At 69.2% G+C, this 25,807-nt stretch carries 27 protein-coding genes, 1 tRNA gene and 1 other RNA gene; 18 read left to right on the top strand and 11 right to left on the bottom strand.

What is annotated here, in order from left to right; genetic code table 11:
• The first annotated feature begins 77 nt into the window (after positions 1-77).
• From ACP15J_RS03310 to ACP15J_RS03265, 10 genes are all read left to right on the top strand, one after another.
• A complete protein-coding gene (locus ACP15J_RS03310) occupies positions 78-2,846 on the top strand; it encodes a DNA translocase FtsK (RefSeq protein ID WP_424935477.1) in 2,769 nt (922 codons plus the stop codon).
• Complete coding sequence (gene pgsA, locus ACP15J_RS03305; protein WP_424935478.1) at positions 2,846-3,430, top strand: CDP-diacylglycerol--glycerol-3-phosphate 3-phosphatidyltransferase; 585 nt, start codon at positions 2,846-2,848, stop codon at positions 3,428-3,430. Before ACP15J_RS03310 ends, pgsA begins: the two co-directional genes overlap by 1 nt.
• Entirely contained in the window at positions 3,427-3,921 is a 495-nt protein-coding gene (locus tag ACP15J_RS03300) for a CinA family protein (RefSeq protein ID WP_424935479.1), read from the top strand. Before pgsA ends, ACP15J_RS03300 begins: the two co-directional genes overlap by 4 nt.
• A 144-nt stretch (positions 3,922-4,065) precedes the next feature.
• Positions 4,066-4,374 carry a helix-turn-helix domain-containing protein gene (locus ACP15J_RS03295; RefSeq protein WP_197220368.1) on the top strand — a complete coding sequence of 103 codons (309 nt, stop codon included), beginning with the start codon at positions 4,066-4,068 and terminating at the stop codon, positions 4,372-4,374.
• A gap of 4 nt (positions 4,375-4,378) precedes the next feature.
• On the top strand, positions 4,379-4,603 hold the full coding sequence (locus ACP15J_RS03290; protein WP_197220367.1) for a DUF3046 domain-containing protein: 225 nt from the start codon (positions 4,379-4,381) through the stop codon (positions 4,601-4,603).
• A 262-nt stretch (positions 4,604-4,865) separates the two neighbouring features.
• Positions 4,866-5,918, top strand: a complete 1,053-nt coding sequence (recA, locus tag ACP15J_RS03285; RefSeq protein ID WP_424935480.1) for a recombinase RecA — start codon at positions 4,866-4,868, stop codon at positions 5,916-5,918.
• Positions 5,919-6,199: 281 nt separating this feature from the next.
• Positions 6,200-6,718 (top strand): regulatory protein RecX, encoded by a 519-nt coding sequence (locus ACP15J_RS03280; RefSeq protein WP_424935481.1) that lies wholly within the window; start codon positions 6,200-6,202, stop codon positions 6,716-6,718.
• A 59-nt stretch (positions 6,719-6,777) separates the two neighbouring features.
• Positions 6,778-8,325, top strand: coding sequence for a tRNA (N6-isopentenyl adenosine(37)-C2)-methylthiotransferase MiaB (gene miaB, locus ACP15J_RS03275; RefSeq protein WP_424935482.1), 1,548 nt, complete (start codon positions 6,778-6,780; stop codon positions 8,323-8,325).
• A 19-nt stretch (positions 8,326-8,344) separates the two neighbouring features.
• Positions 8,345-9,292, top strand: a complete 948-nt coding sequence (gene miaA / locus ACP15J_RS03270) for a tRNA (adenosine(37)-N6)-dimethylallyltransferase MiaA (protein WP_424980874.1) — start codon at positions 8,345-8,347, stop codon at positions 9,290-9,292.
• Positions 9,293-9,338: 46 nt separating this feature from the next.
• The gene (locus ACP15J_RS03265; protein ID WP_424935484.1) at positions 9,339-9,683 is read left to right on the top strand and encodes a helix-turn-helix domain-containing protein; all 345 of its coding nucleotides are present in this window, start codon (positions 9,339-9,341) and stop codon (positions 9,681-9,683) included.
• Between the two features lie 59 nt (positions 9,684-9,742).
• Here the strand turns inward: ACP15J_RS03265 and ACP15J_RS03260 are convergent, their stop codons facing one another.
• Both ACP15J_RS03260 and ACP15J_RS03255 read right to left on the bottom strand, forming a co-directional pair.
• Positions 9,743-10,345, bottom strand: a complete 603-nt coding sequence (locus tag ACP15J_RS03260; RefSeq protein ID WP_424935485.1) for a ClpP family protease — start codon at positions 10,343-10,345, stop codon at positions 9,743-9,745.
• A gap of 1 nt (position 10,346) precedes the next feature.
• Entirely contained in the window at positions 10,347-10,973 is a 627-nt protein-coding gene (locus ACP15J_RS03255; protein WP_424935486.1) for a ClpP family protease, read from the bottom strand.
• 91 nt (positions 10,974-11,064) lie between these two features.
• On the opposite strand from ACP15J_RS03255, the gene dapF reads away from it, so the two are divergent.
• Positions 11,065-11,937 (top strand): diaminopimelate epimerase, encoded by an 873-nt coding sequence (gene dapF, locus ACP15J_RS03250; protein ID WP_424935487.1) that lies wholly within the window; start codon positions 11,065-11,067, stop codon positions 11,935-11,937.
• Positions 11,938-11,961: 24 nt separating this feature from the next.
• Here dapF and ACP15J_RS03245 read toward each other — a convergent pair whose 3' ends face one another.
• On the bottom strand, positions 11,962-12,603 hold the full coding sequence (locus ACP15J_RS03245) for a class I SAM-dependent methyltransferase (protein ID WP_424935488.1): 642 nt from the start codon (positions 12,601-12,603) through the stop codon (positions 11,962-11,964).
• Between the two features lie 64 nt (positions 12,604-12,667).
• Between ACP15J_RS03245 and hflX the strand changes: the two genes are divergently transcribed.
• Entirely contained in the window at positions 12,668-14,173 is a 1,506-nt protein-coding gene (gene hflX / locus ACP15J_RS03240) for a GTPase HflX (RefSeq protein ID WP_424935489.1), read from the top strand.
• A gap of 67 nt (positions 14,174-14,240) precedes the next feature.
• Here hflX and ACP15J_RS03235 read toward each other — a convergent pair whose 3' ends face one another.
• From ACP15J_RS03235 to ACP15J_RS03225, 3 genes are all read right to left on the bottom strand, one after another.
• Entirely contained in the window at positions 14,241-15,293 is a 1,053-nt protein-coding gene (locus ACP15J_RS03235) for a hypothetical protein (protein WP_424935490.1), read from the bottom strand.
• Between the two features lie 165 nt (positions 15,294-15,458).
• Positions 15,459-16,664, bottom strand: a complete 1,206-nt coding sequence (locus tag ACP15J_RS03230; protein WP_424935491.1) for an acyltransferase family protein — start codon at positions 16,662-16,664, stop codon at positions 15,459-15,461.
• 247 nt (positions 16,665-16,911) lie between these two features.
• A tRNA-Lys gene (locus tag ACP15J_RS03225) sits at positions 16,912-16,987 on the bottom strand.
• Positions 16,988-17,083: 96 nt separating this feature from the next.
• Between ACP15J_RS03225 and ACP15J_RS03220 the strand changes: the two genes are divergently transcribed.
• Positions 17,084-17,950, top strand: a complete 867-nt coding sequence (locus ACP15J_RS03220) for an inositol monophosphatase family protein (protein WP_424935492.1) — start codon at positions 17,084-17,086, stop codon at positions 17,948-17,950.
• Position 17,951: 1 nt separating this feature from the next.
• Entirely contained in the window at positions 17,952-18,497 is a 546-nt protein-coding gene (locus ACP15J_RS03215) for a hypothetical protein (RefSeq protein WP_424935493.1), read from the top strand.
• A 376-nt stretch (positions 18,498-18,873) separates the two neighbouring features.
• Here the strand turns inward: ACP15J_RS03215 and ssrA are convergent.
• Positions 18,874-19,243: a transfer-messenger RNA gene (gene ssrA, locus ACP15J_RS03210) on the bottom strand.
• 142 nt (positions 19,244-19,385) lie between these two features.
• Between ssrA and ACP15J_RS03205 the strand changes: the two genes are divergently transcribed.
• Positions 19,386-20,051, top strand: coding sequence for an SIMPL domain-containing protein (locus tag ACP15J_RS03205; RefSeq protein WP_424935494.1), 666 nt, complete (start codon positions 19,386-19,388; stop codon positions 20,049-20,051).
• Between the two features lie 70 nt (positions 20,052-20,121).
• Here ACP15J_RS03205 and ACP15J_RS03200 read toward each other — a convergent pair whose 3' ends face one another.
• The 4 genes from ACP15J_RS03200 to ACP15J_RS03185 all read right to left on the bottom strand — a co-directional run bounded on the left by ACP15J_RS03200 (position 20,122) and on the right by ACP15J_RS03185 (position 22,981).
• Positions 20,122-20,397, bottom strand: coding sequence for a hypothetical protein (locus ACP15J_RS03200; RefSeq protein WP_424935495.1), 276 nt, complete (start codon positions 20,395-20,397; stop codon positions 20,122-20,124).
• 29 nt (positions 20,398-20,426) lie between these two features.
• Complete coding sequence (locus tag ACP15J_RS03195; protein ID WP_424980873.1) at positions 20,427-21,629, bottom strand: MFS transporter; 1,203 nt, start codon at positions 21,627-21,629, stop codon at positions 20,427-20,429.
• Between the two features lie 80 nt (positions 21,630-21,709).
• A complete protein-coding gene (locus ACP15J_RS03190) occupies positions 21,710-22,141 on the bottom strand; it encodes a MarR family winged helix-turn-helix transcriptional regulator (protein WP_424935497.1) in 432 nt (143 codons plus the stop codon).
• Between the two features lie 45 nt (positions 22,142-22,186).
• Positions 22,187-22,981 carry an IclR family transcriptional regulator gene (locus tag ACP15J_RS03185; RefSeq protein WP_424935498.1) on the bottom strand — a complete coding sequence of 265 codons (795 nt, stop codon included), beginning with the start codon at positions 22,979-22,981 and terminating at the stop codon, positions 22,187-22,189.
• A 120-nt stretch (positions 22,982-23,101) separates the two neighbouring features.
• On the opposite strand from ACP15J_RS03185, the gene ACP15J_RS03180 reads away from it, so the two are divergent.
• Genes ACP15J_RS03180 through ACP15J_RS03170 form a run of 3 tightly spaced genes read left to right on the top strand, consistent with a single transcriptional unit; the run spans position 23,102 to position 25,795 of the window.
• Positions 23,102-23,911: a CoA transferase subunit A gene (locus ACP15J_RS03180; RefSeq protein ID WP_424980837.1), complete on the top strand. Its 810-nt coding sequence runs from the start codon at positions 23,102-23,104 to the stop codon at positions 23,909-23,911.
• Between the two features lies 1 nt (position 23,912).
• Positions 23,913-24,584 carry a 3-oxoacid CoA-transferase subunit B gene (locus ACP15J_RS03175; protein ID WP_424935499.1) on the top strand — a complete coding sequence of 224 codons (672 nt, stop codon included), beginning with the start codon at positions 23,913-23,915 and terminating at the stop codon, positions 24,582-24,584.
• A complete protein-coding gene (locus ACP15J_RS03170; protein ID WP_424935500.1) occupies positions 24,581-25,795 on the top strand; it encodes an acetyl-CoA C-acetyltransferase in 1,215 nt (404 codons plus the stop codon). The genes ACP15J_RS03175 and ACP15J_RS03170 overlap by 4 nt, the downstream gene beginning before the upstream one ends.
• The last annotated feature ends 12 nt before the right edge of the window (positions 25,796-25,807 follow it).

Below are 25,807 nucleotides of genomic sequence, written 5' to 3'. Positions count from 1 at the left end.
GGACGATCCCGCGGCCGAGTTCGCGTACGCCCGCGTCATTACGGGGGAATGTCGTCCTCCGGCCGTAGCGTGGGAGTATGCCCAGGAGTACGAGTGCGACCAAGAGCGGCGGGTCGGCCGAGAAGTCCTCGACGCGCTCTCGCTCCGGCTCGGGTTCCGCATCCGCGCCGAAGCGCCGAAGCGCCGCCGCGCCCAAGAAGTACATCGACGAGGTCGAGAAGCCCCCGGTGATCATGCGCGCCTGGGGCGGGCTCGCGCACGGCGTGGGGGGTCTCTTCCGGGCGTTCGGCCCCGAGACCCTCGAGAAGGATCAGCGTCGCGACGGCTTCCCGTTCCTGTTGGTGCTGCTGGCCGTCGCCGGCGCCGTGAACGAGTGGTTCTTCATCAACAACGAGGTCGCAACCAGGATCAGCGCCTACACGTTCGGCGCGCTCGTCGGCCGTACCGCCTTCATCCTGCCGGTGCTGCTCCTGTTCCTCGCCGGGTGGCTCTTCCGGCATCCGTCCTCCGTGCACGACAACGGGCGGATCGGGATCGGTTTCGGACTGTTCGTCATGACCCTGGCGGGCTTCTGCCATGTCGCCGGCGGTCTTCCGCAGCCGCAACAGGGCATCGAGGCGCTGAGCCGGGCGGGCGGTCTGTTCGGATGGCTGCTGGGGCAGCCGCTGAGCTATCTGACCTCGGTCGTCGCCTACGTCGTGCTCTCGCTGCTGGCGGTCCTCGCCGTCCTCATCCTCACCAAGACGCCACCGAATCGGATCGGCTCCCGCCTCGGTGATCTCTACGCCTGGATGTTCGACGCCGAGCGCGTGCCGAAGGGCGCCGACGCTTCGTCCGATCAGGCTCAGGAGCGCGAGGAGAAGGACGACACGCTGCCCTGGTGGCGGCGCAACAAGACGGGCCGCGAGGAGGATCCGGGCGAGGCGAGCACGCTGGGGTCGCAGGATCTCACCGAGCTGCTGCCGGTCGCGGGGCCGGCCGACCAGACGCCCGCATACGATCAGGCCGTCATCCGCGATGACGACCCCTATGACGCCGCGACCGAGGTCCTGTCCGACCTCCAGTCGATGACCGACGGGCTCGCCGAGCAGCAGACCACCGCGCTCCTCGACGACGGCGCGGACACGGGGGAGCTCCCCGAGCTGCCTGGGTTCGACGGCTTCGGCACCGATGGGCCGGGGGAGCGAGGGCCGCAGGCTCCGGTCGCGCCCTACATCCTTCCGTCGCCGGGCGTGCTCAGCGCAGGGCCGCCGTCGGTTGCGCGCTCGGAGGCGAACGACCGCGTCGTCGAGCAGATCACGAGCGTGCTGACGCAGTTCAAGGTCGACGCCAAGGTCACCGGCTTCTCTCGGGGGCCGACCGTCACGCAGTACGAGGTCGAGGTCGGGCACGGCGTCAAGGTCGAGAAGATCACGCAGCTCGCCAACAACATCGCCTATGCCGTCGCCTCCAACGATGTGCGGATCCTCTCGCCGATCCCGGGCAAGAGCGCGATCGGCATCGAGATCCCCAACGCGGACCGGGAGACGGTCTCGCTCGGTGACGTTCTGCGCTCTCCCGCAGCGCAGAAGAGCACCCACCCGCTCACGATCGGCGTCGGCAAGGACGTGGGCGGCAATTTCGTCGTCGCGAACCTGGCCAAGATGCCGCACCTGCTGGTCGCCGGGTCGACCGGGTCGGGGAAGTCCAGCTTCGTCAACTCGATGATCACGAGCCTGCTGATGCGGGCACGCCCCGCCGACGTGCGCATGGTGCTCATCGATCCGAAACGGGTGGAGCTCACCAGCTACGCCGGCGTGCCGCATCTCATCACCCCCATCATCACGAACCCCAAGAAGGCGGCCGAGGCGCTCCAGTGGGTCGTGAAGGAGATGGACATGCGGTACGACGACCTCGCGTCGTTCGGCTTCCGTCACATCGACGACTTCAACCGCGCCGTGCGCGCGGGCGAGGTCGAGGTCCCGCCGGGCAGCGAACGCGTGCTCAAGCCCTATCCCTATCTCCTCGTCGTGGTCGACGAGCTCGCCGACCTCATGATGGTCGCCCCGCGCGACGTCGAGGACTCGATCGTGCGGATCACCCAGCTCGCGCGAGCGAGCGGCATCCATCTGGTCCTCGCCACGCAGCGGCCGAGCGTCGACGTGGTCACCGGCCTCATCAAGGCCAACGTGCCCTCACGTCTCGCGTTCGCGGTCACGAGCGTCACGGACAGCCGCGTGATCCTGGACAGCCCCGGCGCCGACAAGCTCATCGGCCAAGGAGACGCGCTGTTCTCACCGATGGGCTCCTCCAAGCCCTTCCGCCTCCAAGGCGCATGGGTGCAGGAGGACGAGATCGACGCGGTCGTGAAGCATGTCACTGCCCAGGCGCGGCCGGAATACCGTCCGGACGTGCAGGAGGCCATGGCCCCGGCGAAGAAAGAGGTCGACGAGGACATCGGCGACGACCTCGAGCTCCTGCTGGCCGCTGCCGAGCTCGTCGTCTCGACGCAGTTCGGGTCCACCTCGATGCTGCAACGGAAGCTCCGTGTCGGGTTCGCCAAGGCAGGGCGCCTCATGGATCTCCTGGAGTCGCGTGAGATCGTCGGTCCCTCGGAGGGGTCGAAGGCGCGAGACGTGCTCGTCACCGCCGAGCAGCTGCCGTCGGTCATGGCCAAGCTCCGTGGCGAGGATCCGCCCTCGGGCGGCCCCTCGGCCGGTGCCGCCCCTTCGTCGGGTGCGGCTGCCGCGGCCGCCTCCTCCGCCGATCCGTACGGGGCGGATGCGATCGAGGCGCAGTTTCGGGGACTTCCCGTCGTCGAGGCTGAGGGCGATGAGGACGCCTGGGGTCTGACGGGACGCGACTGATGGCCATCCCGAGACAGCTCCCCAACGCGATCACGATCGCTCGGATCCCGCTCGCGGTCGTCTTCTTCGTGCTGCTGTTCCTGGGCGGCACGTATGGCCTGGGCCAGCCTGCGCTGCGCTGGACCGCGGCTGCCCTGTTCATCCTCGCGATCTCGACCGACTGGGTCGACGGGTACCTCGCGCGCCGCTACGATCTCGTCAGCGACTTCGGAAAGCTCTGGGACCCGATCGCCGACAAGCTCCTCACGGGGGCGGGCTTCATCGGCCTGGCCATCCTCGACGAGGTCTCCTGGTGGATCGTCGGCGTCATCCTCCTCCGGGAGTGGGGCATCACGGTCCATCGCCTCGTGGTCGCCAAGGAGCACGTGGTCGCCGCCGCCTGGATGGGAAAGCTGAAGACCGCCGTCCAGGGGGTCGCTCTGGGGTGGGTGCTGCTGCCGCTGCACGTGCTGATCGGCCTCGGCCCGTGGACGCTCGTGACGTTCGTCCTCATGATCGTCGTGCTGGTGCTGACCGTCGCGAGCGGCGTCGACTATGTCGCGGCGCAGATGCGCGGGGCGCGGAAGGAGCGGCGCGCATCGTGACCGACCAGGCGGAGGAGCTTCTGGCGTTGCTCCGCCATCGCGGACTGCACCTCGCGGTCGCCGAATCGCTGACCGGGGGAGCGCTCTCCGCCGCGTTGGTCACGGTTCCCGGGGCCTCGGATGTGTTTCGCGGCGCCGTGATCGCCTATGCCACGCCGGTCAAGCAGACCCTCCTCGGCGTCGATGCGCGCCTCCTGGCCGAGCGAGGACCGGTCGACGGCGAGGTGGCGCGCCAGATGGCTCGTGGCGCGCGCAAGGCCTTGACGGTAGAGGGCGGGGAGGCCGAGGTCGGCGTCTCGACCACCGGGGTCGCGGGCCCGACGATGCAGGACGGGGCTCCGATCGGCACGGTCCACATCGGAGTGAGCCGCGGAGACCGTCAGGAGAGCAGAGCGTTCCGCTTCGAGGGGGACCGCGCTGCGATCAGGGCTGAGGCCGTCTCGGCGGCGCTGTCGTATCTGCGCGAGTGGATCTCGGAGGACGGGGAATAACACCCTCCGCTCCGAAGTTGAGTCCAGTGTGCTCACATTCAAAGCACAGGATGAAAAACTAGATTCGATGCCAGCGGGTCGGGTTAGACTGACCATCCGATCGGGCAGAAGCGTCCGGCCGGACGATGAGGAGAGGGGGTTCCGATGATCCTTGTACGACAGGAGATCGGCGACGTGCTGCGGGACTTCCGCCTGCAGAAGGGTCGCACGCTGCGCCAGGTGGCGAGCAAGGCCTCGGTTGCCCTCGGTTATCTCAGTGAGGTCGAGCGCGGGCAGAAAGAGGCGTCCAGCGAGATCCTCGCGTCCGTCGCGGACGCGCTCGACGTCCCCATCTCGACGATCATGCGCGAGGTCGGCGACCGGATCTCGGTGCTTGAGGGCATCCAGGTCTTCCCGGATGTCGTGCCGGACGAGCTGGTCGCCGAGGTCGAGCCCGAGCTCACGCTCCGCTGATCGGATGCGCCGTAGCGAGTTCCTTCGTGCCGTCGAAGCCGAGTTCGGCGCACGGGCGTCCTCTCTGGTCGATGACCTCGTGCTGAGCGCACTGGGCGGGCGGACCTCTTCTGAGGCGTTGTCGGCGGGGGTCCCTCCCCGCGAGATCTGGCTCGCGCTGTGCGAGGAGACGGACGTGCCTGCCGATCGGCGCTATGGCGCTGGCCGATTGGAGCCGCGCCGACGCTGAGCGGGTTCGGCGTGTTCGAACGGAGGTCCGGACGCATCGGCGTGTCATCGAAAATCCGTTCGATGGCGAGCGTAGGCTCCTGCACAGATGACGTCCACGGGTGGTCGTTCACGGATCCTGCAAGGTCTTCTCCGGATGTCGGAGGCCTCTCATACCGTGGTCGACATGACCGAGGTGTCATACGCCTTGTCGGAGAGCGGGCCCAGCCGGGAACGTCGCGACAGCCTACAGGCGGCAGGAAACGAGCACGAAGGAGCACGCCATGCCATCTCCCGCAGACCGTGAAAGGGCCCTGGAATCGGCTCTCGCGCAGATCGACAAGCAGTTCGGAAAGGGCTCGGTCATGCGCCTGGGCAGCGACGAGCGCGCTCCTGTCGAGGTCATCCCCACCGGCTCCATCGCGCTCGACGTCGCGCTCGGCGTGGGCGGCCTGCCGCGAGGACGCATCATCGAGATCTATGGTCCGGAGTCTTCTGGTAAGACCACGCTGACTCTGCACGCGATCGCCAACGTGCAGCGGGCGGGCGGCATCGCTGCCTTCGTCGACGCCGAGCATGCGCTCGACCCCGACTATGCGAAGAAGCTCGGCGTCGACATCGACCAGCTGCTCGTGTCCCAGCCTGACACCGGCGAGCAGGCTCTCGAGATCGCCGACATGCTGATCCGCTCGGGGGCGATCGACCTCGTGGTGATCGACTCGGTCGCGGCCCTCGTGCCGCGTGCCGAGATCGAGGGCGAGATGGGTGACTCGCACGTGGGGCTTCAGGCCCGGCTGATGTCCCAGGCGCTCCGCAAGCTGACCGGCGGTCTCAACCAGACCAAGACGACCGCGATCTTCATCAACCAGCTGCGTGAGAAGATCGGCGTCTTCTTCGGGTCACCCGAGACCACTGCCGGCGGCAAGGCGCTGAAGTTCTACGCCTCCGTACGGCTCGACATCCGTCGGATCGAGACGCTGAAGGACGGTGCCGAGGCCGTCGGCAACCGGACCAGGGTCAAGGTCGTCAAGAACAAGATGGCCCCGCCGTTCAAGCAGGCCGAGTTCGACATCCTGTACGGCACGGGCATCTCCCGCGAGGGCAGCCTGATCGACTTCGGTGTGGACCACGGCATCGTGAAGAAGTCCGGCGCGTGGTACACCTACGACGGCGATCAGCTCGGCCAAGGCAAGGAGAACGCCCGAAACTTCCTGATCAACAACCCGGACGTCGCCGGCGCGATCGAGACGCAGATCAAGCAGAAGCTGGGTGTGGGCGGCGCGGCGGCGCCGGCCGAGGCCCTGGGCGACGAGCTCGCGCAGCGTCGTCCGGCCTGATGGGCATCGAGAACGGGGGCGAGCAGCCGGAGGAGCTCGCCCCCGTGATCCCTCTCTTCGGCCGCGGCGGTTCACGTCAAGACGCGTTTCACGACGCCGTGGCGCAGAGCGCTGATCCCGAGAACGACCGAGGCCCGGGGCCTGATCATCCCGCACATCGTGCCCGTCTTCGAGCGATCGGGAGACATACGAGCCCCGCTGAATCGCGGGTTCCTTCCGATCGTGACCACGCGTCTCATGAGCAAGACCGGTCGTCTCATCCTGACGCGCGGGAGCTCCTCGTGCGGCGGCTGCGGGCAAAGCAGCTCTCCTCGGTCGAGGCGCGTGACCTCCTGCGTGGCCAGGGCGTCTCGCGGGAGCGGATCGACGAGGTGATCGTCGAGTTCGAGGGACGGGGCTATCTCAACGACCAGGCGCTGGCCGAGTATCTGGTCACCGCGGGGTCAGAGCGCAAAGGCCAGGGGCGGGTCGCGATCGGGCGGACGCTGGCGCAACGGGGCGTGCCCCGCGACGTCGCTGAGGCGGCGCTCTCCTCTCTGGCTGATGACGACGCCGAGCGCGCGCTTGATTTCGCTCGGACGAAGGCTCCGTCCCTCGTCCGTTTCGACGAGGACACGGCTCTCCGGAGGCTCGTCGGCCAGCTCGCCCGTCGAGGCTATGCCGGCAGGGTGGCCATGGAGGCGGCGCGGATCGCCATGCGGGAGGCGCGACGTGGCGGCGGACGGATCGGCCTCGGCGGGACCGGTGGCGTGCAGGACGCCCGTTCTCGGGTCCGCTTCGAGGACGCGGACGAGGACTGACGGCGAAGGCCCGCAGGCGAGGAGTATCCGCGGGAACGCGACGTAGAATGGCTGACATCATGACCAGTCCTGCCAGTGAACCGACGATTATCGCGCCCTCCTCAGCGGCACGGGATGCCGCCGGGCGTCAGCGCACCTACGAGGTGCGCACCTTCGGGTGCCAGATGAACGTCCACGACTCCGAGCGGCTCTCCGGATCGTTGGAGAGCGCCGGGTATGTGCGTGCGGGCGAGGGCGACGAGGCGGACGTCGTCATCATCAACACCTGCGCCGTGCGCGACAACGCGGCGGGCAAGCTCTATGGGACGCTGGGACACCTCAAGTCCCGCAAGGACAAGCGGGACGGCATGCAGATCGCCGTGGGCGGGTGCCTCGCTCAGATGGACAAACAGGCGGTCCTGGACAAGGCGCCCTGGGTGGACGTGGTCTTCGGCACGCACAACATGGGCTCGCTGCCCGGTCTCCTGGAGCGTGCGCGGCACAACGGCGAGGCCGAGGTCGAGATCCTCGAGTCGTTGGAGGTCTTCCCGTCCACGCTCCCGACACGACGGGACTCCGCGCACAGCGGATGGGTGTCGATCTCGGTCGGCTGCAACAACACCTGCACCTTCTGCATCGTCCCCAGCCTCCGGGGCAAGGAGAAGGATCGACGCCCTGGCGACATCCTGAACGAGATCCGTCTTCTCGTCGACGACGGGGCGATCGAGATCACTCTTCTCGGGCAGAACGTGAACTCCTACGGAGTGGAGTTCGGGGATCGGCAGGCGTTCGGCAAGCTCCTCCGCGCCGCGGGAGAGGTCGACGGGCTTGAGCGGATCCGTTTCACCAGCCCGCATCCCGCCGCCTTCACCGACGATGTGATCGACGCCATGGCTGAGACTCCGGCGGTGATGCCTCAGCTGCACATGCCGCTGCAATCGGGGAGCGATCGGGTCCTCCGTGCCATGCGCCGCTCATATCGCAGTGAGCGGTTCCTCGGCATCCTGGAGCGGGTGCGCGCTCGCATCCCCCACGCGGCGATCTCCACCGACATCATCGTGGGATTCCCCGGCGAGACCGAAGAGGACTTCGAGGAGACGATGCGGGTGGTCGAGCAGGCGCGGTTCGCCAGCGCGTTCACCTTCCAGTACTCGATCCGCGAAGGCACCCCGGCGGCGGTCATGCCCGATCAGGTGCCCAAAGAGGTCGTGCAGGCTCGCTACGACCGCCTGATCGCCCTGCAGGAACGCATCTCGCTAGAGGAGAACCAGAAGCAGCTCGGACGTGAGCTGCAGGTGCTCGTATCGGTGGGCGAGGGCAAGAAGGACGCGGAGACGCATCGTCTCACGGGCCGGGCGGAGGACAACCGCCTCGTGCATTTCGAGGTCCCGGCGGGCTCCGACCTTCCGCGGCCGGGAGACGTCGTGACGGCCCTGGTCACGCATGCGGCGCCGTTCCACCTGCTTGCCGATGCGCCGGACGGTTCCCCTCTCCGCATTCGCCGGACGCGTGGCGGCGATGCCTGGGATCGGGCGCAGGCGGAGTCGTGCGGTGTGCCGACCCCGCTCGCCGGAGAGGGCCCGCGGTCCGTCTCGCTCGGGCTGCCGACGCTCCGCACCGGCGTCTGACGCGGCTCGGACGGTGAACCTGCCTGTGGGCCGATCTCGACCCGCGGACGCGCCGCGTCTGTGGGCGATCGTCGGGGCCACGGGCACGGGCAAGAGCGACCTGTCGCTCGCGTTGGCCTCTGCGCTCGCGGAGCGGGGACGGAACGCGGAGATCGTCAACGCCGACGCCATGCAGCTTTATCGCGGCATGAACATCGGCACGGCCAAGCTGCCCGTCGCGGAGCGCTGCGGGGTGCCGCACCACCTTCTCGACGTCTGCGACGTCACCGACGAGGCCGCGGTCGCCTGGTATCAGCCCGAGGCCAGGGCGGCGATCTCCGCGATCCAGAGCCGAGGAGCCGACGCGATCCTCGTCGGAGGGTCGGGCCTGTACGTCTCCAGCGTGCTCTTCGACTTCCGGTTCCCGCCGCGCGACGCCGGCATTCGTGCACGTCTCGAGGCAGAGCTCGACACGGTGGGCGCGGAATCGCTGTTCACCCGTCTGGAACAGATCGATCCGCGGACGGCGGCACGGGTCGATCCGCGCAACGGGCGCCGGATCGTCCGCGCGCTCGAGGTGCTCGAGCAGGGCGGGAGCACGCACGGAGCCGCGCTGCCTGAGGCTCCGGAGCCCTGGCAGGAGAACACCCGTGTCCTCGGTGTCGATGTCGACAGAGCGGCGCTGGTCGAGCGCCTCGACCGGCGGGTGGAGCGCATGTGGTCGGACGGGCTCGTCGACGAGGTGAGCCGCCTGCGTGACGCGGGCCTCGAACAGGGGGCGACGGCTCGTCGCGCGATCGGCTACGCACAGGCGCTCGCTCAGCTGAACGGCGATGTCACTGAGGCAGAGGCGATTGCCCGGACCCAGGCGCTCACCCGGCGTTACGCCCGGCGCCAGGTCTCCTGGTTCCGCCGCTATGCCGCCGTCGAATGGATCGACGGCGGCGTGACGATCAACCCGCGGAGCGTGTCCGGCTTTCTGCTGTGAGCGGATCGGCTCGTCCCGGCCGTCCCTCCGCATCTAGCATGTGGCCATGACCGACCTCGCCGAGACCTCCTCCCGATTCGCGTCTCCCGGCCGCTCTGGACCGGAGCCCCTGTGGCGGGAGGTCGTCGGCGAGCTGCTCCGTGAGGAGCGTGCGGATCGGGGCGAGACCCTCGCCGAGACGGCCCGCCGCGCCGGCGTCTCGCCCCAGTATCTGTCGGAGATGGAGCGCGGGCTCAAAGAGCCGTCGAGCGAGATGCTCGCCGCGGTCGCGGGCGCGCTCGGTCTGACCCTTCTCGACCTGACCAGGGGAGTGGGCGAGCGGGTCGCATCGCCCTCGTCCACCGTCTCGACGTCGATGCGGACCCGCGCCGCTTTCGCTCTCGCCGCCTGACCGCTTTCGCTCTCGCCGCCTGGCCGTTCGCCGGATCCTTGGCCTGGCGGGCAGATGGATCAGAGGCCGGGTCTGGTGCGTTCAGCGACGACCTCGTCGATCAGACCGTACTCGCGAGCCTCCTCTGCAGTGAGGACGAGGTCGCGGTCGGTGTCGGCACGGAGCCGTTCCGGGGTCTGACCGGTGTGGTCCACGAGGATCTGCTCCAGGTCCCCCCGCACTCGTACGACCTCGTCCGCCTGCAGGATCAGGTCGGGGATCGCCCCCCGGCCCTGGGCTGCCGGCTGATGGAGGATCACTCGCGCGTGCGGCAGCGCGGCTCGCTTGCCCGGAGCGCCGGCGGCGAGCAGCACCGCGCCGACGGCCACGGCCTGGCCAACGCAGAAGGTCGCGATGTCCGAGCGGACGAATCTCATCGTGTCGTAGACGGCGAGCATGGCGCTCGGATCTCCGCCCTCGCAATTGATGTAGAACTGGATGTCCCGATCGCTGCCCCTGGCATCGAGGTACAGCAGCTGGGCGACCAGGGCGTTGGCGACGTCGGCGTCCAGCGGGGTGCCGAGGTAGACGACCCGCTCAGCGAGCAGGTGCGAGTAGACGTCCATCACACGGTCACCGCGCGGTGTCTCGGCGACGACGTTCGGGATGAGGACCTGTGCCATCTCAGGCTCCTTCGTTCGTGGGGGCGAGTCCGACCGGTCGACGGGCGGGGCGCGGCATGATCGACGGGAAGTCAGTGGTGATCTCGTCGATGAACCCGTAGGCCTGCGCCGCCTCGGCACTGAACCACCGGTCGTGCAGGGAGTCCTCGAACACGCGGTCGAGCGGCTGACCGGTGTCCTGGGCGATGAGGGCGAGGACGGTGTCGCGGGTCTGTCGGAGATCGGCGGCCTGCAGCTCCACGTCGACCGCGGTGCCGCCGATGCCCGCGGACCCCTGATGGAGCAGGATCCGGCTGTGCGGGAGAGCACGTCGTTTGCCGGGGGTGCCGGCGGAGAGGAGGAACTGCCCGGCGCTGCAGGCGAGGCCGAACGCGATCGTGACGACGTCGCACGGGATGGTCCGCATGAGGTCGCGGATCGCGAGCATGGCCGGCACCGAGCCGCCGGGAGAGTGGATCCACAGGGTGATGTCCGCCTGCGGGTCCTCGGCGGCGAGCGCCAGCAGCTGCGTCATGAGCAACACGCCGTTGTCGTCATCCAGGGCGCCGTCGAGCACGAGCACTCTGCGGGCGTAGAGCATTCGACGCGTCTCACTGTCGAAGAGGTTGCGGGCCATGTCTTCGGTCATGCATCCAGACTGCGCGCCGACGGGCGAGCACGACGACCTGTTCTGCCTCGGGCGGATCCGCCGTGAGCGGCGTCCCGCCTAGACTGAGGGCATGGTCGCATTCGCCAAGGGACACGGCACAGGAAACGACTTCGTCATCATCGCCGACCCGGAGGGCGTCCTGGAGCTCTCGGCCGAGCGAGTCGCCGCCCTGTGCGATCGACGATTCGGCATCGGAGGAGACGGTCTGCTCCGTGTTGTGCGGTCCTCGGCCGTTCCCGAGGGAGCCGCCTCCCTCGACGAGGAGCCGGCCGCGGAGTGGTTCATGGACTATCGCAACGCCGACGGCTCCGTCGCGGAGATGTGCGGAAACGGCATCCGCGTCTTCACCCACTATCTGATCCGCAGCGGCCTGGCGACGATCGAGCCGGGTGGGACTCTGCCGATCGCCACCCGTGCCGGCGTGCGAGACGTCATGCGCGGCGGCGACGGGTATCAGGTGGACCTCGGCCGCTGGGGCCTCGCTGGCGGTGAGCCGCTGGCACGGGCCACCGGTCTCGGCGTGCCGCGTCCTGGGCTGGGAGTCGACGTGGGCAACCCGCACGTGGTCGTCGCCCTCGCCTCCGACGACGAGCTCGACGGGCTCGACCTGTCTCATGCCCCGGAGCTCGCGCCGGCGCATGAGGAGGGTGCCAACGTGGAGTTCGTGGTCCCGTCGGACCCGCTCGTGCACGACGGCATCGGCCAGGTGCGCATGCGCGTGTTCGAGCGGGGCGTGGGCGAGACGCTGAGCTGCGGGACCGGTGCCGCCGCGACCGCTCTGGCGGTGCGCTACTGGGCCGGCCCCGCCGCCCCGAACAACTGGCGGGTGGAGGTCCCGGGAGGGACACTCGGTGTGCGCATGTTCCCCGCCGAGGACGGCGAGCACGTCGCCCTGTCCGGCCCCGCCCAGCTTGTCTTTCACGGCGAGATCGAGCTTGCCTGACGGCTCGGCGATCCTCGCCGGAGGTCAGACGGTCTCGATCGCCTCGGTCGGCGGGGTTCCGTGGCGACGCACCTTCAGGGTGCGGAAGCCGCGGCCGGTCGCGGTGCGGTAGACGCTATAGCCGTCCGCGAAGGTCGCCGCCAGCCATCGCTGGAGTGAGTCGGCGCCGAGGTTCCTGCTGACGACGAACCAGCCGTCACTCCGCTCGTCGAGCCGAGGGATCCAGCGCTCGAGGAGTCCGTGGAGCTCGTTCTTTCCCACCCTGATCGGAGGGTTAGAGCGGATCGTCCGGAAGACGACGTCTTGGGGAACATCCTCGGGTCTGACGGCGTTGACGTTGTCGAGGCCGATCTCCTTCGCGTTCCGGCGGACGAGGTCGAGGGCGCGTTCGTTCACATCGACCGCCCAGACCGTGGCGTGAGGTGACCGGAGGGCGAGGGAGAGCGCGATCGGCCCCCAGCCGCAGCCGAGGTCGAGCAGATGCCCTCCCGGTGGCGGAGGGGGCGTGTTCGTGAGCAGCACAGAGGTGCCGACATCCAGATGATCTGGGCTGAAGACGCCGGCGGCGGTGGTGAGCTCGAGCTCTCGGCCCGCAAGGAGGACCCGGATCCGCCGGAGGCTCTCAGGGCTTGCGGGGGCCGCGGTGAAATAGTGGTCGGACCCCATAGTGCGAGCGTAGCGGAGCGGCCCCGCTAAAGTTAAGGTGCTGTACAGCAGCAGAAAGGCGCGGATGACGCAGTCCACAACACATGACGATCACGATGACGCGGTCGAGCGGATCCTCGCGGCCGGCGAGCGGAGAAGCGAGGTGCGCGTCTTCGGGACGGCACAGGCGCTGCAGGATCAGTCGACCGCGGCGCACACGGCGGCCGACGGCGAGCAGTGGGATCTCGAGGAACGCCACGCGCTCCGTCGGGTCGCGGGCCTGTCCACCGAGCTCGAGGACGTCACCGAGGTCGAGTACCGCCAGCTCCGGCTGGAGAACGTCGTGCTCGTCGGCGTGTACCCTCAGGGCGCTCAGGACGACGCCGAGAACTCCCTGCGCGAGCTCGCCGCTCTCGCTGAGACGGCGGGCGCCGTCGTGCGGGACGGTGTCCTACAGCGCAGACCGCATCCGGATCCGGCCACCTATCTTGGTCGGGGCAAGGCGCAGGAGCTCAAGGAGATCGTCGCTGCCGTCGGAGCCGACACCGTGATCGCCGACACGGAGCTGGCTCCGAGCCAGCGCCGGGCGCTCGAGGACGTCGTGAAGGTCAAGGTCATCGACCGAACGACGGTGATCCTCGACATCTTCAGCCAGCATGCCAAGAGCCGCGAGGGCAAGGCCCAGGTCGAGCTTGCTCAGCTCGAGTATCTGCTCCCGCGCCTTCGCGGGTGGGGTGAGTCGATGAGCCGCCAGGCGGGAGGACAGGTCGGCGCCGGAGGGGCGGGCATGGGCTCTCGAGGGCCCGGAGAGACGAAGATCGAGCTGGATCGCCGTCGCATCCGCACGCGGATGGCCATGCTGCGCCGGCAGATCCGCGACTTCGCTCCGGCGCGCGAGGCCAAACGCGCGGAGCGACGACGCAACACGGTCCCATCCGTCGCGATCGCCGGCTATACCAACGCCGGGAAGTCCAGCCTTCTCAACGCTCTCACGAGCGCGGGGGTGCTGGTCGAGAACGCGCTGTTCGCCACGCTCGACGCCACCGTGCGCCGGTCGGAGACCGCGGACGGGCGTGTGTACACGCTCACCGACACCGTCGGGTTCGTCCGCAACCTGCCGCATCAGCTGGTCGAGGCGTTCCGCTCGACGCTCGAGGAGGTCGGCGACGCCGACGTCGTCGTGCACGTCGTCGATGGCGCGCATCCCGATCCCGCAGGGCAGCTTCAGACCGTTCGCGACGTGATGGGCGACGTCGGGGCACGCGACGTCCCGGAGCTCGTGGTGTTCAACAAGGCCGATCTTCTCGGCGAGGGTGAACGACTCGTGCTTCGCGGGCTCGTCCCCGGGGCGCACTTCGTCTCCTCGCGAACGGGCGAGGGGATCGCGGGGCTCCGTGCGGCGATCGACGACGCCCTGCCCAGGCCCGCTGTCGAGATCCGCGCACTCGTGCCCTACGACCGTGGCGATCTCGTGTCGGCCGTGCACGAGACAGGGCTGCTCCTGTCGGCGGAGCACGAGGAGAACGGCACCCTCCTCCATGCGCACGTTTCGGAGCGGCTGGCCGCCGAGCTCTCACCGTTTGAGATCTGAATGCAGCCGGGAGCGAAGGGGCGCCTGAACCGGAGACCGGCGGCAGCCCTCCGGCGCCCGGCCCGCATCAGGTCCAGCTGATCTTGATCCAGCCGTTCCCCGCGGCGCGCACGTCGAGCGGGCTGCTCGGGATCGCCTGGTTGTTCGCAAGGCTGGTGCTGACGCCACCGGGGATGTGGGTGCCGTTGACGTAGCTGTATCCGCCTCCGCCTCCGCCTGAGCTCCCGCGGCCGTCCGGGGCGGCGGAGATGCCACCGGCACCACCGCCGGTGTATCCGCCTCCGCCTCCGCCGGAGCCGACGGTGTGGGTGCCGCCCGATCCCAGACCCCATGCGCCGTGGCCGCCGTTCGCCGTGGAGGACCCCGACGGGCCGGTGCCTTGATTGCCGGTTCCGCCGGCGCCTCCGGCCGAGGCCGTGCCGGCCTCGCCGCCTCGTGCGACGACGGTTCCGGCGATCGATGCGGACCCAGCGCCTCCGGCGAAGCCGCCGGTCCCGACCACCAGCGGCGAGGGGCTCCACGAGCTCCCGGCGCCTCCGCCTCCTGCGGCGACGATGACGGGGGTCGTGCCGAGAAGGATGGCCGATGAGCCTCCGCCTCCACCGCCGCCCGCGGCCGCCACCGTGCTGGAGAGGCCGGGTCCGCCGGGTCCGCCGTTGCTGTAGCCGCGACCGCCCGCGCCGCCGGGCGCGCCGGGATTCGCAGTTCCGAGGATGGTCCCTGTGACGCCGCCGTTGCCGACCGTGAGGGTGAGGGTCTGGCCGGCGACTCCGACGAGGACGCCGCTGTGCACGAACGACGAGCCGCCGGTGGCCTGCGGGTTCGGGCTGGCCAGGCATGCGCCGCCTCCGCCGCCGGCGATCTCGAAGGTGACGGTGCTCGCGCAGGCCGGGATGGCGACCGTGGTGCTCTGCTCATAGCTGGTCAGAGAGATGGGGCCGCCCACGCAGCCGGGGGAGGCGACGGCGGTGGGGACGGCGACGGCCGAGGCGATCACAGGGACCGACCAGGCGACGCCCTTCACGATGGTCCGACGACCGACGATGCGTCCGTTTCCGGGTTCGGGGTCGCTGGCGGGGGTGGGGGATGTGTTCTTCTCCACGACGAGAGGACCTTCCATGGGGGATGGGGAACCCTGAGCGAGGGCTTCGTCCTCCTATTGACCCGGACTTCGCGTCGGTGCGTCTCCCAGGACGGGATTCCGGGGAGAAACCCGACCGTCCGGGGGGACATTCCTCCGCCCGGGCCGGCCGGGCCACTCCTCTGCGGCTCTGCCCGAGACCCGTCAGGCCTGGGACGGGCGGTGATCCGGAGACCGCGTGGCCCGATGGGCCTTGATCCTCGAGCGGATGCGTCGGGCGAGCGACGTCGAGGGCGCCTCGATCCATCGATGGAAGGCGATCGCGACGAGGAGGGAGACGGCGATCCCCCCTGGGATGGACCACCAGGAGGAGCCGTCGCCGGCGATCTTGGCGATGCCGACGATGATCGGCTCGTGGACCAGGTAGAGACTGAAGGAGATCGTCCCGAGCCATCGGAGGGCGCGACGCTCGAAGAGGGCGCGCACGGGCGGGCAGTACAGGGCCAGCGTGAGGAGGACCGTGGCGGCGGCGGATGCCGCGCCGATCTCGGCGGCACGGCGGACGCTCTCGTTCTGCATGGTGAGGAAGAAAGGGAGGGTCCATGACGCGGGGATGAAGAGGACCACGAACGCGATCGCCGCTCCCCAGAGGGGGACCGCGCGGCGCGCGCGGGCGTTCGCCCACGCCGCGGCCTTTGCGAGACGATCCTGATTGCTGGCGAGGAGGGCGCCGAGCAGGAACAGGAGCATGAACCGGCTGCCGTTGACGGTGAGGAGCATGAACACGGCGAGAAGCGCGGTGCCGCCGACCCAGAGCCATTGCTGTCTCGCGCGGGGATTCGCGAGGAAGACGAACAGGGGCAGGAGCAGGGAGAACCATATCTCCCACTGCAGGGACCACAGGGGAGAAGCGGTGCCCCCGGCGCCGAACAGCAGGGTCGCATCCCGGAGGAGCACGTTCGCGCTCACCGCATCCGGTCGGTTCTGGACCCAGAGGCTGGCCATCTGGCCTCCGTCTGCGCGACCGGTGAGGGACACCAGCAGGGCGGCGAGGGCGAGAGCGGCGAGAGTAGGGAGATAGAGCCGGATGAGGCGGCTCGGGTAGTAGGCCCCCCAGTCGAAACCTGCGGGCTCTCGGATGGAGAGGAAGAGCACATAGCCGCTGAGCACGAAGAAGACGAAGACCGCGGAGGTGCCCTCCCAGAGGATGTGCAGCGGCGAATGGATGATCAGGCCCTCGAGCCACCCTGCGGTGTCCCGCGACCGTGCGGCGTCGAAGTAGGGCAGCGCAAGGACAGGGACGGTCAACAACGCGTGGTGCAGCACGACGACCGCTGCCGCCGTACCGCGCACGCCTTCCAGCGCGGCGATACGGGTGACGGTCCCGGCGCGGTTCTGTCCTTTGCCCACCTGCGCTCCTCGCCCGGGGAATGGATCGTGATCCGGTGACGCAGGGCGCACCGTCAGTCACCTTCCCACCGCGCGGACACCGGCCAGATCGCCTGTCGCGAAAGCCCACCTGACCGCGCCGCATTCCTCTCCTCTGGCGTTCGCCACACGTCGAGGGAGAACAGACGATGAATCCTGACAAGGTGGATACGGAGAAGAGAAAGCCCGGCAGGGAACTCGTCCTGATCAGGCGCCTTTTCGTCTTAGCTGGTGCACCCCCAGGGACTTGAACCCTGAACCCACTGATTAAGAGTCAGTTGCTCTGCCGATTGAGCTAGAGGTGCGTGGCCGGTGTGCCCCCGGCCGAGGAACAACGTTACCAGGGGATGCTCGCGACACGAAATCGGGGCGGGCACAGGCGCGCCCTTTATCCTGGAGGGGTGCCAGACGCCGCCCTCCCCGCTGATCTCCAGGCCGACCTCGACCTGGCCCTCCGCCTCGCGGAAGCCGCCGATGCGGAGTCTCTCGCGCGGTTCGACGCCGCAGATCTCCGCGTCTCGAGGAAAGCCGATCGCTCGCACGTCACGGATGCGGATCTCGCGGCCGAGCGCGCGATCCGCGCGGTCCTCGGCGCGGAGCGTCCCTTGGACGCCGTCTTCGGCGAGGAGTTCGGCAGCGAGGGTGACGCGGCACGGCAATGGATCGTCGATCCCATCGACGGCACGGCGAACTTCCTCCGGGGCGTGCCGATCTGGGGCACGATGATCGCGCTCGCGGTCGACGGGAACCCTCGGATCGGCGTGGTCAGCATGCCGGCGCTCGGTCGCCGCTGGTGGGGTGTGGTCGGTCACGGCGCCTGGACCGGGCCGACGGACGGCGAGGCGGGCTCGTCGCGCCGGATCAGGGTCTCCAGGGTCTCCGTGCTCGATGAGGCGAGCGTCAGCTTTCAGAGCATCGCACAGTGGGACGCGGCGGGGCGCCTCGACGCCTTGATCGCTCTGAGCCGTCGCGTCTGGCGTGATCGCGCCTACGGTGATGTCTACTCCTACATGCTGCTTGCGGAGGGGCGGATCGACATGGTCGCCGAGTTCGACGTGAAGGAGTATGACATCGCCGCCGCAGTCGCGATCGTGCATGCGGCGGGAGGACGGGCGACGGCGGTCGGGGGAGCGGAGACGCTGTCTGATCGATCGGTTCTCGCCACCAACGGCGTCCTCCACGAACAGTTCCTCGCCATGTTGGCGAACGGCGGCGACGCCTCGGCCGGCGACGACCAGGGCATCCCGGCAGGTGTCGAGGGCGCGTGAGATGAGCCGACGCGCGCTCGTCCCGGTCCTTTTCCTGGTGCTCGCGGCCGGGCTTGCGGCGTGCACGCCCGGTGGCGGGGAGGCGGCGAGTCCCTCCGGTTCCAGCGCGGCCGGATCCCCCGAGGCCTCGGGATCGCCCGCTCCCTCCGCATCTCCCACGTGCGAGACGCTCATCGGCCCCACCACCGTCGACACCCTCCGGAAGCAGGGGTGGACGGCACGACAGCGGGAGTTCTCGATCGGCCCTGACGTGATCCCCGGCGGTCTCGAGTGCCCATGGTCGGACTACGGGAGCGCTCCCGATCGGGGCCTCCTCTACGGATGGGCGCCGATCTCGGCGGAGGTCGCTGCGAACGCGCAGAAGGAGCTGGTCTCTCAGGGGTGGATCCTCGAGGAGAGCGACCATGGAGTCTATGTCACGGTCGATCCGGCCTTCGCCTTCGTGAAAGACGAGGACGGCTATGGGACCACCTATCTCTTCGGCGACGGATGGGTGACGGTCTCGGACACCAAGCAGGGCTTGCTTCTCATCGACCTTCCGGGGTGAGATCTCTCGGCGGAAGAAGGTCGCGAGCGGAAGGCGACCTCAGGCGCAGTCATGTCGCATTTTCGCGGAGATGCCTGTCGCGTGTGAGGCTTTACGCCGTTTCTCCGATCGCGGAGGATGGAGGGCACGGACGCATCTTGCGCGAAGGCTCCTCGTTGGGGACGAAAGAGCCGGGATCGGTAGAGGTGACGCCCTCGTCCTGATGCTGGGGGGCAGAGGACGAGGACCCTGGAACCCTCGGACAGGGTTCAACTCTCTGGACAGGGTTCCGTTCATGGCCGGATGGGGCGCCCGTCGGACACGTCGGGCAGCATGACGAAACCCCCTCGACCCGTGCTCCCACGGGTCGAGGGGGTTTCCCACCGGCGACAGCGGATGGTGGAGCTGGGGGGAATCGAACCCCCGTCCAACGCTGAGTCTCCACGCCTTCTCCGGGCGCAGTCTGCGAAGACGTTCTGCTCGGCCCCGACCTTTGTCACAGACACCTAAGTCGACAGGCCCAGTCTGGGAAGAGTCCCGTACGGCGTCCAGACGCCGCCGCACAGCAAGATTCCTAGATGACGCCAGGACCCGTACCGGAATCACATACGGTCTGACGGACTATCGGGCTCGCTTAGGCAGCGAGGGCGAAGTCAGTGCGCTTTGCATTGGCACTTATTGTTTTGCAGGGGGCGTTCACGAGATAACCCTGCATCCTCGGCCCGCTTCTCGTGGATTCACAGGCGCTGTCGAAACCGATCAGCCCCGTGGTCCTTCTCTCGAAGGAGCCGCTGTCGCGCTGTGGAGTTGTCACCGGGCGCCGAGACCCCCGAGCATCACAGACTACAACGCTTCGAGGTGCGACGCTATTCCGGTGACCTGTCGCCTTGGTGCCGTAGAGTCGCGTCCATGAGCAGCGAGGTCACGATCACGGTCCGAGGCGAGCACGAGACACGTGTGGTGGCGGAACGAGCGGTCGTCCGTCTGTCCGTGGCCGACGAAGGGGACGAGCGGGAGAAGGTCGTCTCCCGTGCGTTGGCTCTCGCCGAGCCGATCCGGGAAGGGCTGGCCTCACGGGCGGAAGCGGGGAGTGTCACAGAGTGGTCGAGCACTCGGCTGTCCGTTCGCGCCGAGCGGCCGTGGAACAGCGAAGGCAGACGGCTGGCGGTGGTCTACACGGCGTCCGTCGACTTCGCCGCCACGTTCGCCGACCTCTCCGAGCTGTCGCTCTGGGCGACCGAGGTCGCGCTCGGGGAAGGCGTCTCGCTGGAATCGACCGAATGGCGGCTGACCCCGGAGACGCGAGCGCGTGTCGAGCGGGAGGTCGCCGCCGAGGCCATTGGCGCGGCGGTGGCCAGGGCCACGGCGTACGGCGAGGCACTGGGCCGTCAGGCGGTCGAGGCCGTCGAGATCGCCGATGTGGGCCTCATCTCCGCCCTCGAGCCGCGTGCGAAAGGCGGAGGGCTGCGTACGGTCGCTTTCGCCGCTCCGATGGCCGACACCGCGGCGATGGCGTTCCATCCCCAGGACATCGTCGTCTCCGCGACGGTCGAGGGCCGCTTCGTCGCGCGCTGACCGACAGGCGCGCTGGCGGGCAGAGACGCTGACGCTCGCGCGCTCTTCCGCAGACGTGGCGCACGGAGGCTCAGACGTGGCGCACGGAGAGCAGGCGGTATCCCTCGGGGACCTTCGCCTCGAGCGCGGCCATGTCGTCCGCCTCGATCTCCTGCACACCGTCGCGGCGGACGATCGTGCCCTCGGCAGTGAGGAGTGTGTCCTTCTTCGCCATCGACACCGGTGCGGACGCCAGCGCCCATCCGGAAGGAGTCTGGGCCGCCAGGAGCTCTTGGATCTCGTCGAGCTCGTGCCCCTGCACGGTGACGGTCTTGGACTCGACAGGGCGGATGAGGCCGATCAGCATGGCTTCAGACTAGCTCTGCTCGCGGGGCCTCAGGTCGCGTCACCGATGAGGACTGCCTCCGCGTCCTCCGCGACGTCGTGCGAACCGCGATCGATGTGGGCGAGGGAACGGCGCCCGAGCAGTATCACCAGGGCGGCGAGGAGCATGGAGACGGCGGCGAACAGATACGGCACGGTGGCCGTGAACGTGTGCCACAGCAGTGCGGCGAGGGGTGGGGCCACGGCGCCGCCGAGGAAGCGCACCGCCGAGTACGCGGACGAGGCGACCGCGCGGGGGAGGTCTGTCGCCTCCATCACCGCCTCGGTGAGGACGGTGTTCATGATGCCCAGCAGCAGACCTCCGATGACGATGCACGTCACCAGTGCGGCAGGAGAGGCGACGAGGAGGCCGGCGATGAGCAGATCGACGGCCAGCAGGGGGAGCGCGAGCAGGACGATCAGGGTCATCGACATGCGGCGCATCAGGATCGGCGCGACCCACACGCTCGTGAGGGCCAGGGCGACGCCCCAGCCGAAGAAGGTCAGCCCGATGCCGATCGCGCCGAAGCCGAGGGGGAACGGCGAGAAGGCGAGCAGGACGAAGAAGCCGACGTTGTAGAACAGCGCCGTGACGGCGAGGACGGCGAGCGCCGGGCGGCGCAGCGCGCGGAACGGGGCAGCGAACGGCACGGGATCGCGCTTCTCGCGAGGTCCGCGGAGCAGCACGAGGACCGCGATGAACGCGATCGCCATGAGGGCGACGACCCCGAAGAACGGACCACGCCAGCTCTGCTCTCCCAGAAGCCCGCCCAGAAGCGGGCCGACGGCGATCCCCAGTCCGAGAGCCGCCTCGTACAGGACGATGGCGGCGCTGCTGCCCCCGCTCGCCGCGCCGACGATCGTGGCCAGGGCGGTCGAGATGAACAGGGCGTTGCCGAGTCCCCAGCCCGCGCGGAAGCCGATGACGGCGTCGACGCTGTCGCTCAGCGCGCACAGCAGGGCGAAGGCGACGATCAGCCCGAGACCTGTCAGCAGCGTGGCCTTCGCGCCGATCCGGCTGGAGATCCAGCTGGTGATGAGCATGGCGAGCCCGGTCACCAGGAGGTAGCTCGTGAAGAGCAGCTCGGTCTGCACTGGCGTGGCCTTCAGGGCCTCCGCGATCGCGGGGAGGATCGGGTCGACGAGGCCGATACCCATGAAGGCCACGACGCAGGCGAAGGCCACGGCCCACACCTGCGCCGGCTGGCGCCAGATCGACGGCGAGACGGATCCTCCCGTGACGGGTTCGTCGGTGCGCCCTGGGGTGCTCTCCGGGGCGGCAAGGGAAGACGAGGTCACCGGACGTTCCTTTCCGAGAGGGTGTGGAGGCGGAGGATCTCGGCGGCACGGGCGAGCGTCGCCCAGTCGTCGGGGTCGAGGTCGGCGAACCGGGGCTCCAGCGCCCGCTGGATCTCCTGTCGCCAGGCGGCGATCGCGGCGCGGCCGTCCGTGGTGATCGTCACGACGGTCGCCCTGGAGTCCTCTGGATCGGCACCGCGCTGGACCAGTCCCTCCTCGTCCAGCTGCCCGATCAGCCTCGTCATGCCGGGCTGGGTCGTGCGGCTCGCCCGCGCGAGCTCGCCGACGCGGAGCGGTCCTTCGCTGTCGAGCAGGCTGAGCGCTCGCCACTGCGCGGCGGGTGCCTCATTCCCCGTCACCTGGGCGGCGATCCTGGTGAGCGCATGCGCGGAGAACACGATCGACAGGATGGTCTCGCCATGTTGCATGCCCAAAGTATATACCTACGGCATTGAAATGGCTCCGATGTCGAATCAGCGTCGAGCGCCGGCGATCCGCGAGGACAGCTGATGGGCGTGTGCCAGCAGGGTCCGTCCCAGCAGCGGCAGGCGCTCCGGGCCGAAGCGGAACTCGACGCCGGTGAGACTCAGCGCCCACTCGGGACGACCCTGGCGATCGAACACTGCGGCGCCGATGCCCCAGCTGCCCTCCACGATGAGGCCGGGGTTCACCGCATAGCCCAGGGCCTTCGTCTCGGCGAGTCGGGTGCGTAGCGGCAGCTCTCCGTGCGGGCGTCCCCATCTGTCGGCGAGCTCGGGGTGACGGTCGAGGTAGGCATCCACATCGTGGTCGGGAAGGAAGGACAGGATGGCGAGCCCCGCGCTCGCGACGCCGAGTGGGAAGCGCACCCCCTCGCTCAGGACGAACGAGCGGATGGGGAAGGCGCCCTCCTCACGGAGCAGGCAGACGGTCTCGTCGGCGCGGCGCACGGAGAGGAAGGCGCTCTCCTCGGTTCGCACCGCCAGGGATCGGACGATGTCGCGGCCGAGCTCGGTCACGTCATAGCGCGCCGCGGCCACCGATCCCATGAGGTAGAGCTCGGGACCGGGCATCCATCGTGTCGTCGCCTCGTCCTGGTCGACCAGGCCCTCCACGCGGAGCGCCGTGAGCAGGCGGTGCGCGGTCGAGCGGCTGAGTCCCGATGCGCTGGCAAGGCTCTGCAGGCTGGCGCCGTCGGGAGCCGCGGTGACGAGCCGCAGAAGCTCCGCGGCGCGGGCAACGGCCTGCGCGCCGGGCACCGTGCGCCGGGAGGAAGGATCTCGTTCCACAATGTGGACGGTAGCGACGATCGCGACCACATCGCAACCAACGGCTTGGCAGAGCCTCGGCGGAGGCGGAAGCTGGGAGGACAGCCCACGACGGGGAGCGCCACCACGAAGGAGTGCGGAGTGGACGACGAGCGCGGCATCGACAAGCCCGGGATCGACAAGCAGTGGCCGTCGGCGGCGGATGCCGTCGCCGATATCCGTGACGGTGCCTCGATCGCGGTCGGCGGGTTCGGGCTCTCCGGCAATCCGATCGCGCTGATCCAGGCGTTGCTCGCGCAGGGGACGTCGGATCTGAGCATCGTCAGCAACAACTGCGGCGTGGACGACTGGGGGCTCGGCGTGCTCCTTGCCGCGAAGCGCATCCGCAAGATGACCTCCTCGTATGTGGGAGAGAACAAGGAGTTCGAGCGCCAGTTCCTGAAGGGCAGCCTCGAGCTCGAGCTCACCCCTCAGGGCACGCTTGCCGAGAAGCTGCGCGCGGGTGGCTCCGGCATCGCCGCCTTCTACACCCAGACCGGCGTTGGCACGCAGGTCGCCGAGGGAGGCCTGCCTCGGCGCTACGCGGCTGACGGGACGGTCGCGGTCGCCTCCCCGCCGAAGGACATCCGGTCCTTCGCCGTCGAGGGGAACCCGCGCGACTTCGTCCTAGAGGAGGCGATCACCACCGACTTCTCGCTCGTGCATGCGGCGCTCGGAGACCGGCACGGCAACCTCGTGTTCTCGAAGGCGGCGCGTAACTTCAATCCGCTCGCGGCGATGGCAGGGCGCATCTGCATCGCCCAGGTCGAGCGGCTGGTCGAGCCGGGCGAGCTGGACCCCGACCGCGTGCATCTCCCCGGCGTCTTCGTCCATCGGATCATCGAGGTCGGGACCGACATCGAGAAGCGCATCGAACGTCGCACGGTGCGTCCGGACGGGAAGGGGAACTGACATGGCGCGCACTCGCGAGGAGATGGCGGCCCGCGCGGCGGCCGAGCTGGTCGACGGGTCCTATGCGAACCTGGGAATCGGGCTGCCGACGCTCGTGCCCAACCACGTGCCGCCCGGGGTGACGGTCGTGCTGCAGTCCGAGAACGGCATCCTCGGTGTGGGGCCCTATCCCGAGGAGTCCCAGGTCGACCCCGACCTCATCAACGCGGGGAAGGAGACGGTCACCGTCCTCCCCGGCGCCGCTTACTTCGACTCGGCGACGAGCTTCGGGATGATCCGCGGCGGCAAGATCGACGCGGCGATCCTCGGCGCGATGCAGGTCTCGGCCACGGGCGATCTGGCGAACTGGATGATCCCGGGCAAGATGGTCAAGGGTCCTGGCGGGGCGATGGACCTCGTGCACGGCGCGGGCCGTGTGATCGTCCTCATGGAACACGTCGCGAAGGACGGCACGGCGAAGATCGTGAACACGTGCTCGCTGCCGCTGACCGGTCGCGGGGTCGTCGACCGGATCATCACGGACCTCGCCGTGATCGACGTGACGCCAGAAGGCCTCCTGCTCGTGGAGACCGCCCCGGGCGTCTCGGCGCAGGATGTGATCAACGCGACCGAGCCTCCGCTGATGGTGACGGGACAGGACCTTCGCGAACACGCAAGACAGGAGAAGGCATGAGCATCGCATCGGAGAACGCCGGGAGCCACGGGCCGGAGGACGTCGTCATCGTCGCGGCCGCGCGCACGCCGCAGGGACGGCTGAAGGGTCAGCTTGCCTCTTTCATGGCGCCGCAGCTCGGCGCCATCGCCATCCGTGGCGCGTTCGAACAGGGCGGCGTCGCACCGGACGAGGTCGACGCCGTGATCGTGGGCCAGGTGCTCGCCGCCGGCTCCGGCCAGAACGCGGCGCGACAGGCCGCCGTCGGTGCGGGGATCGGATGGGATGTGCCGTCGCACTCCGTGAACAAGGTGTGCCTCTCGGGCCTCACCGCTGTCATCGACGCCGCCCGCATGATCAGGACCGGCGACGCGACGACCGTCGTCGCCGCGGGGATGGAGTCGATGACCCGCGCGCCGCACCTGCTCATGGGGTCGCGCGACGGCTGGGCGTACGGCAGCGTCGAGGTGCTCGACCACATGGCCTACGACGGACTCACCGACGCCTACGACCGAGAGAGCATGGGAGCGTCGACGGAGCGACACAACGCGCGCTTCGAGATGGCCAGGGAAGCGCAGGACGCGGTCTCCGTCCGCTCGCACCAGCGCGCGGCCGCCGCCCGTGAGGCCGGAGTGTTCGAGGCGGAGATCGTCGCGGTGACGGTGCCGCAGCGGAAGGGCGACCCGCTCGTCGTGCGTACCGACGAGGGCGTGCGCCCCGAGACCACCATGGAGACGCTCGCCGGCCTCCGCCCCGCGTTCGCCGACGGCGGGACGATCACGGCGGGAAATTCCTCGCCGATCTCGGACGGCGCCTCCGCGGTCATCGTCACCACGCGCGCCAACGCGGAGCATCGCGGCTGGTCCGTGATGGCGACGATCGGCGCGAGCGGCCAGACCGCGGGCCCGGACAACTCGTTGCACGCGCAGCCCGCCCGGGCCATCGAGAAGGCGCTCGAGAAGCAGGGGATCGGCGTGACGGACCTCGACCTGGTCGAGATCAACGAGGCCTTCGGCGCAGTCGTCGCCCGGTCGCAGATCGAGCTGGGACTCTCGGACGACGTCGTCAACGTGCACGGCGGCGGGATCGCGATCGGACACCCCATCGGGGCGTCAGGGAACCGTCTCGTGGTGCACATGGCGCACGAGCTTGCGCGGCGGGGCAGCGGGACAGCGGTCGTCGCGCTGTGCGGCGGCGGGGGTCAAGGGGACGCGCTCATCCTCACTCGGTGACCACGTCACCGG

Origin of the sequence: Microbacterium sp. S308A+ (assembly GCF_049800815.1) — a bacterium.
Taxonomy (GTDB): domain Bacteria; phylum Actinomycetota; class Actinomycetes; order Actinomycetales; family Microbacteriaceae; genus Microbacterium.
This window is presented reverse-complemented; position numbering and strand designations above follow the sequence as displayed.

Excerpts from the sequence above, each read along its gene's own strand:
- ACP15J_RS03265 (WP_424935484.1), top strand. The coding sequence starts at position 9,339 with ATGACCGACCTCGCCGAGACCTCCTCCCGATTCGCGTCTCCCGGCCGC.
- hflX (WP_424935489.1), top strand. The coding sequence starts at position 12,668 with ATGACGCAGTCCACAACACATGACGATCACGATGACGCGGTCGAGCGG.
- pgsA (WP_424935478.1), top strand. The coding sequence starts at position 2,846 with ATGGCCATCCCGAGACAGCTCCCCAACGCGATCACGATCGCTCGGATC.
- ACP15J_RS03190 (WP_424935497.1), bottom strand. The coding sequence starts at position 22,141 with ATGCAACATGGCGAGACCATCCTGTCGATCGTGTTCTCCGCGCATGCG.
- miaB (WP_424935482.1), top strand. The coding sequence starts at position 6,778 with ATGACCAGTCCTGCCAGTGAACCGACGATTATCGCGCCCTCCTCAGCG.
- ACP15J_RS03235 (WP_424935490.1), bottom strand. The coding sequence starts at position 15,293 with ATGGAAGGTCCTCTCGTCGTGGAGAAGAACACATCCCCCACCCCCGCC.
- ACP15J_RS03310 (WP_424935477.1), top strand. The coding sequence starts at position 78 with ATGCCCAGGAGTACGAGTGCGACCAAGAGCGGCGGGTCGGCCGAGAAG.
- ACP15J_RS03255 (WP_424935486.1), bottom strand. The coding sequence starts at position 10,973 with ATGACCGAAGACATGGCCCGCAACCTCTTCGACAGTGAGACGCGTCGA.
- dapF (WP_424935487.1), top strand. The coding sequence starts at position 11,065 with ATGGTCGCATTCGCCAAGGGACACGGCACAGGAAACGACTTCGTCATC.
- ACP15J_RS03200 (WP_424935495.1), bottom strand. The coding sequence starts at position 20,397 with ATGCTGATCGGCCTCATCCGCCCTGTCGAGTCCAAGACCGTCACCGTG.
- ACP15J_RS03295 (WP_197220368.1), top strand. The coding sequence starts at position 4,066 with ATGATCCTTGTACGACAGGAGATCGGCGACGTGCTGCGGGACTTCCGC.
- ACP15J_RS03205 (WP_424935494.1), top strand. The coding sequence starts at position 19,386 with ATGAGCAGCGAGGTCACGATCACGGTCCGAGGCGAGCACGAGACACGT.
- ACP15J_RS03175 (WP_424935499.1), top strand. The coding sequence starts at position 23,913 with ATGGCGCGCACTCGCGAGGAGATGGCGGCCCGCGCGGCGGCCGAGCTG.
- ACP15J_RS03260 (WP_424935485.1), bottom strand. The coding sequence starts at position 10,345 with ATGGCACAGGTCCTCATCCCGAACGTCGTCGCCGAGACACCGCGCGGT.
- ACP15J_RS03170 (WP_424935500.1), top strand. The coding sequence starts at position 24,581 with ATGAGCATCGCATCGGAGAACGCCGGGAGCCACGGGCCGGAGGACGTC.
- recA (WP_424935480.1), top strand. The coding sequence starts at position 4,866 with ATGCCATCTCCCGCAGACCGTGAAAGGGCCCTGGAATCGGCTCTCGCG.
- ACP15J_RS03290 (WP_197220367.1), top strand. The coding sequence starts at position 4,379 with ATGCGCCGTAGCGAGTTCCTTCGTGCCGTCGAAGCCGAGTTCGGCGCA.
- ACP15J_RS03245 (WP_424935488.1), bottom strand. The coding sequence starts at position 12,603 with ATGGGGTCCGACCACTATTTCACCGCGGCCCCCGCAAGCCCTGAGAGC.
- ACP15J_RS03215 (WP_424935493.1), top strand. The coding sequence starts at position 17,952 with ATGAGCCGACGCGCGCTCGTCCCGGTCCTTTTCCTGGTGCTCGCGGCC.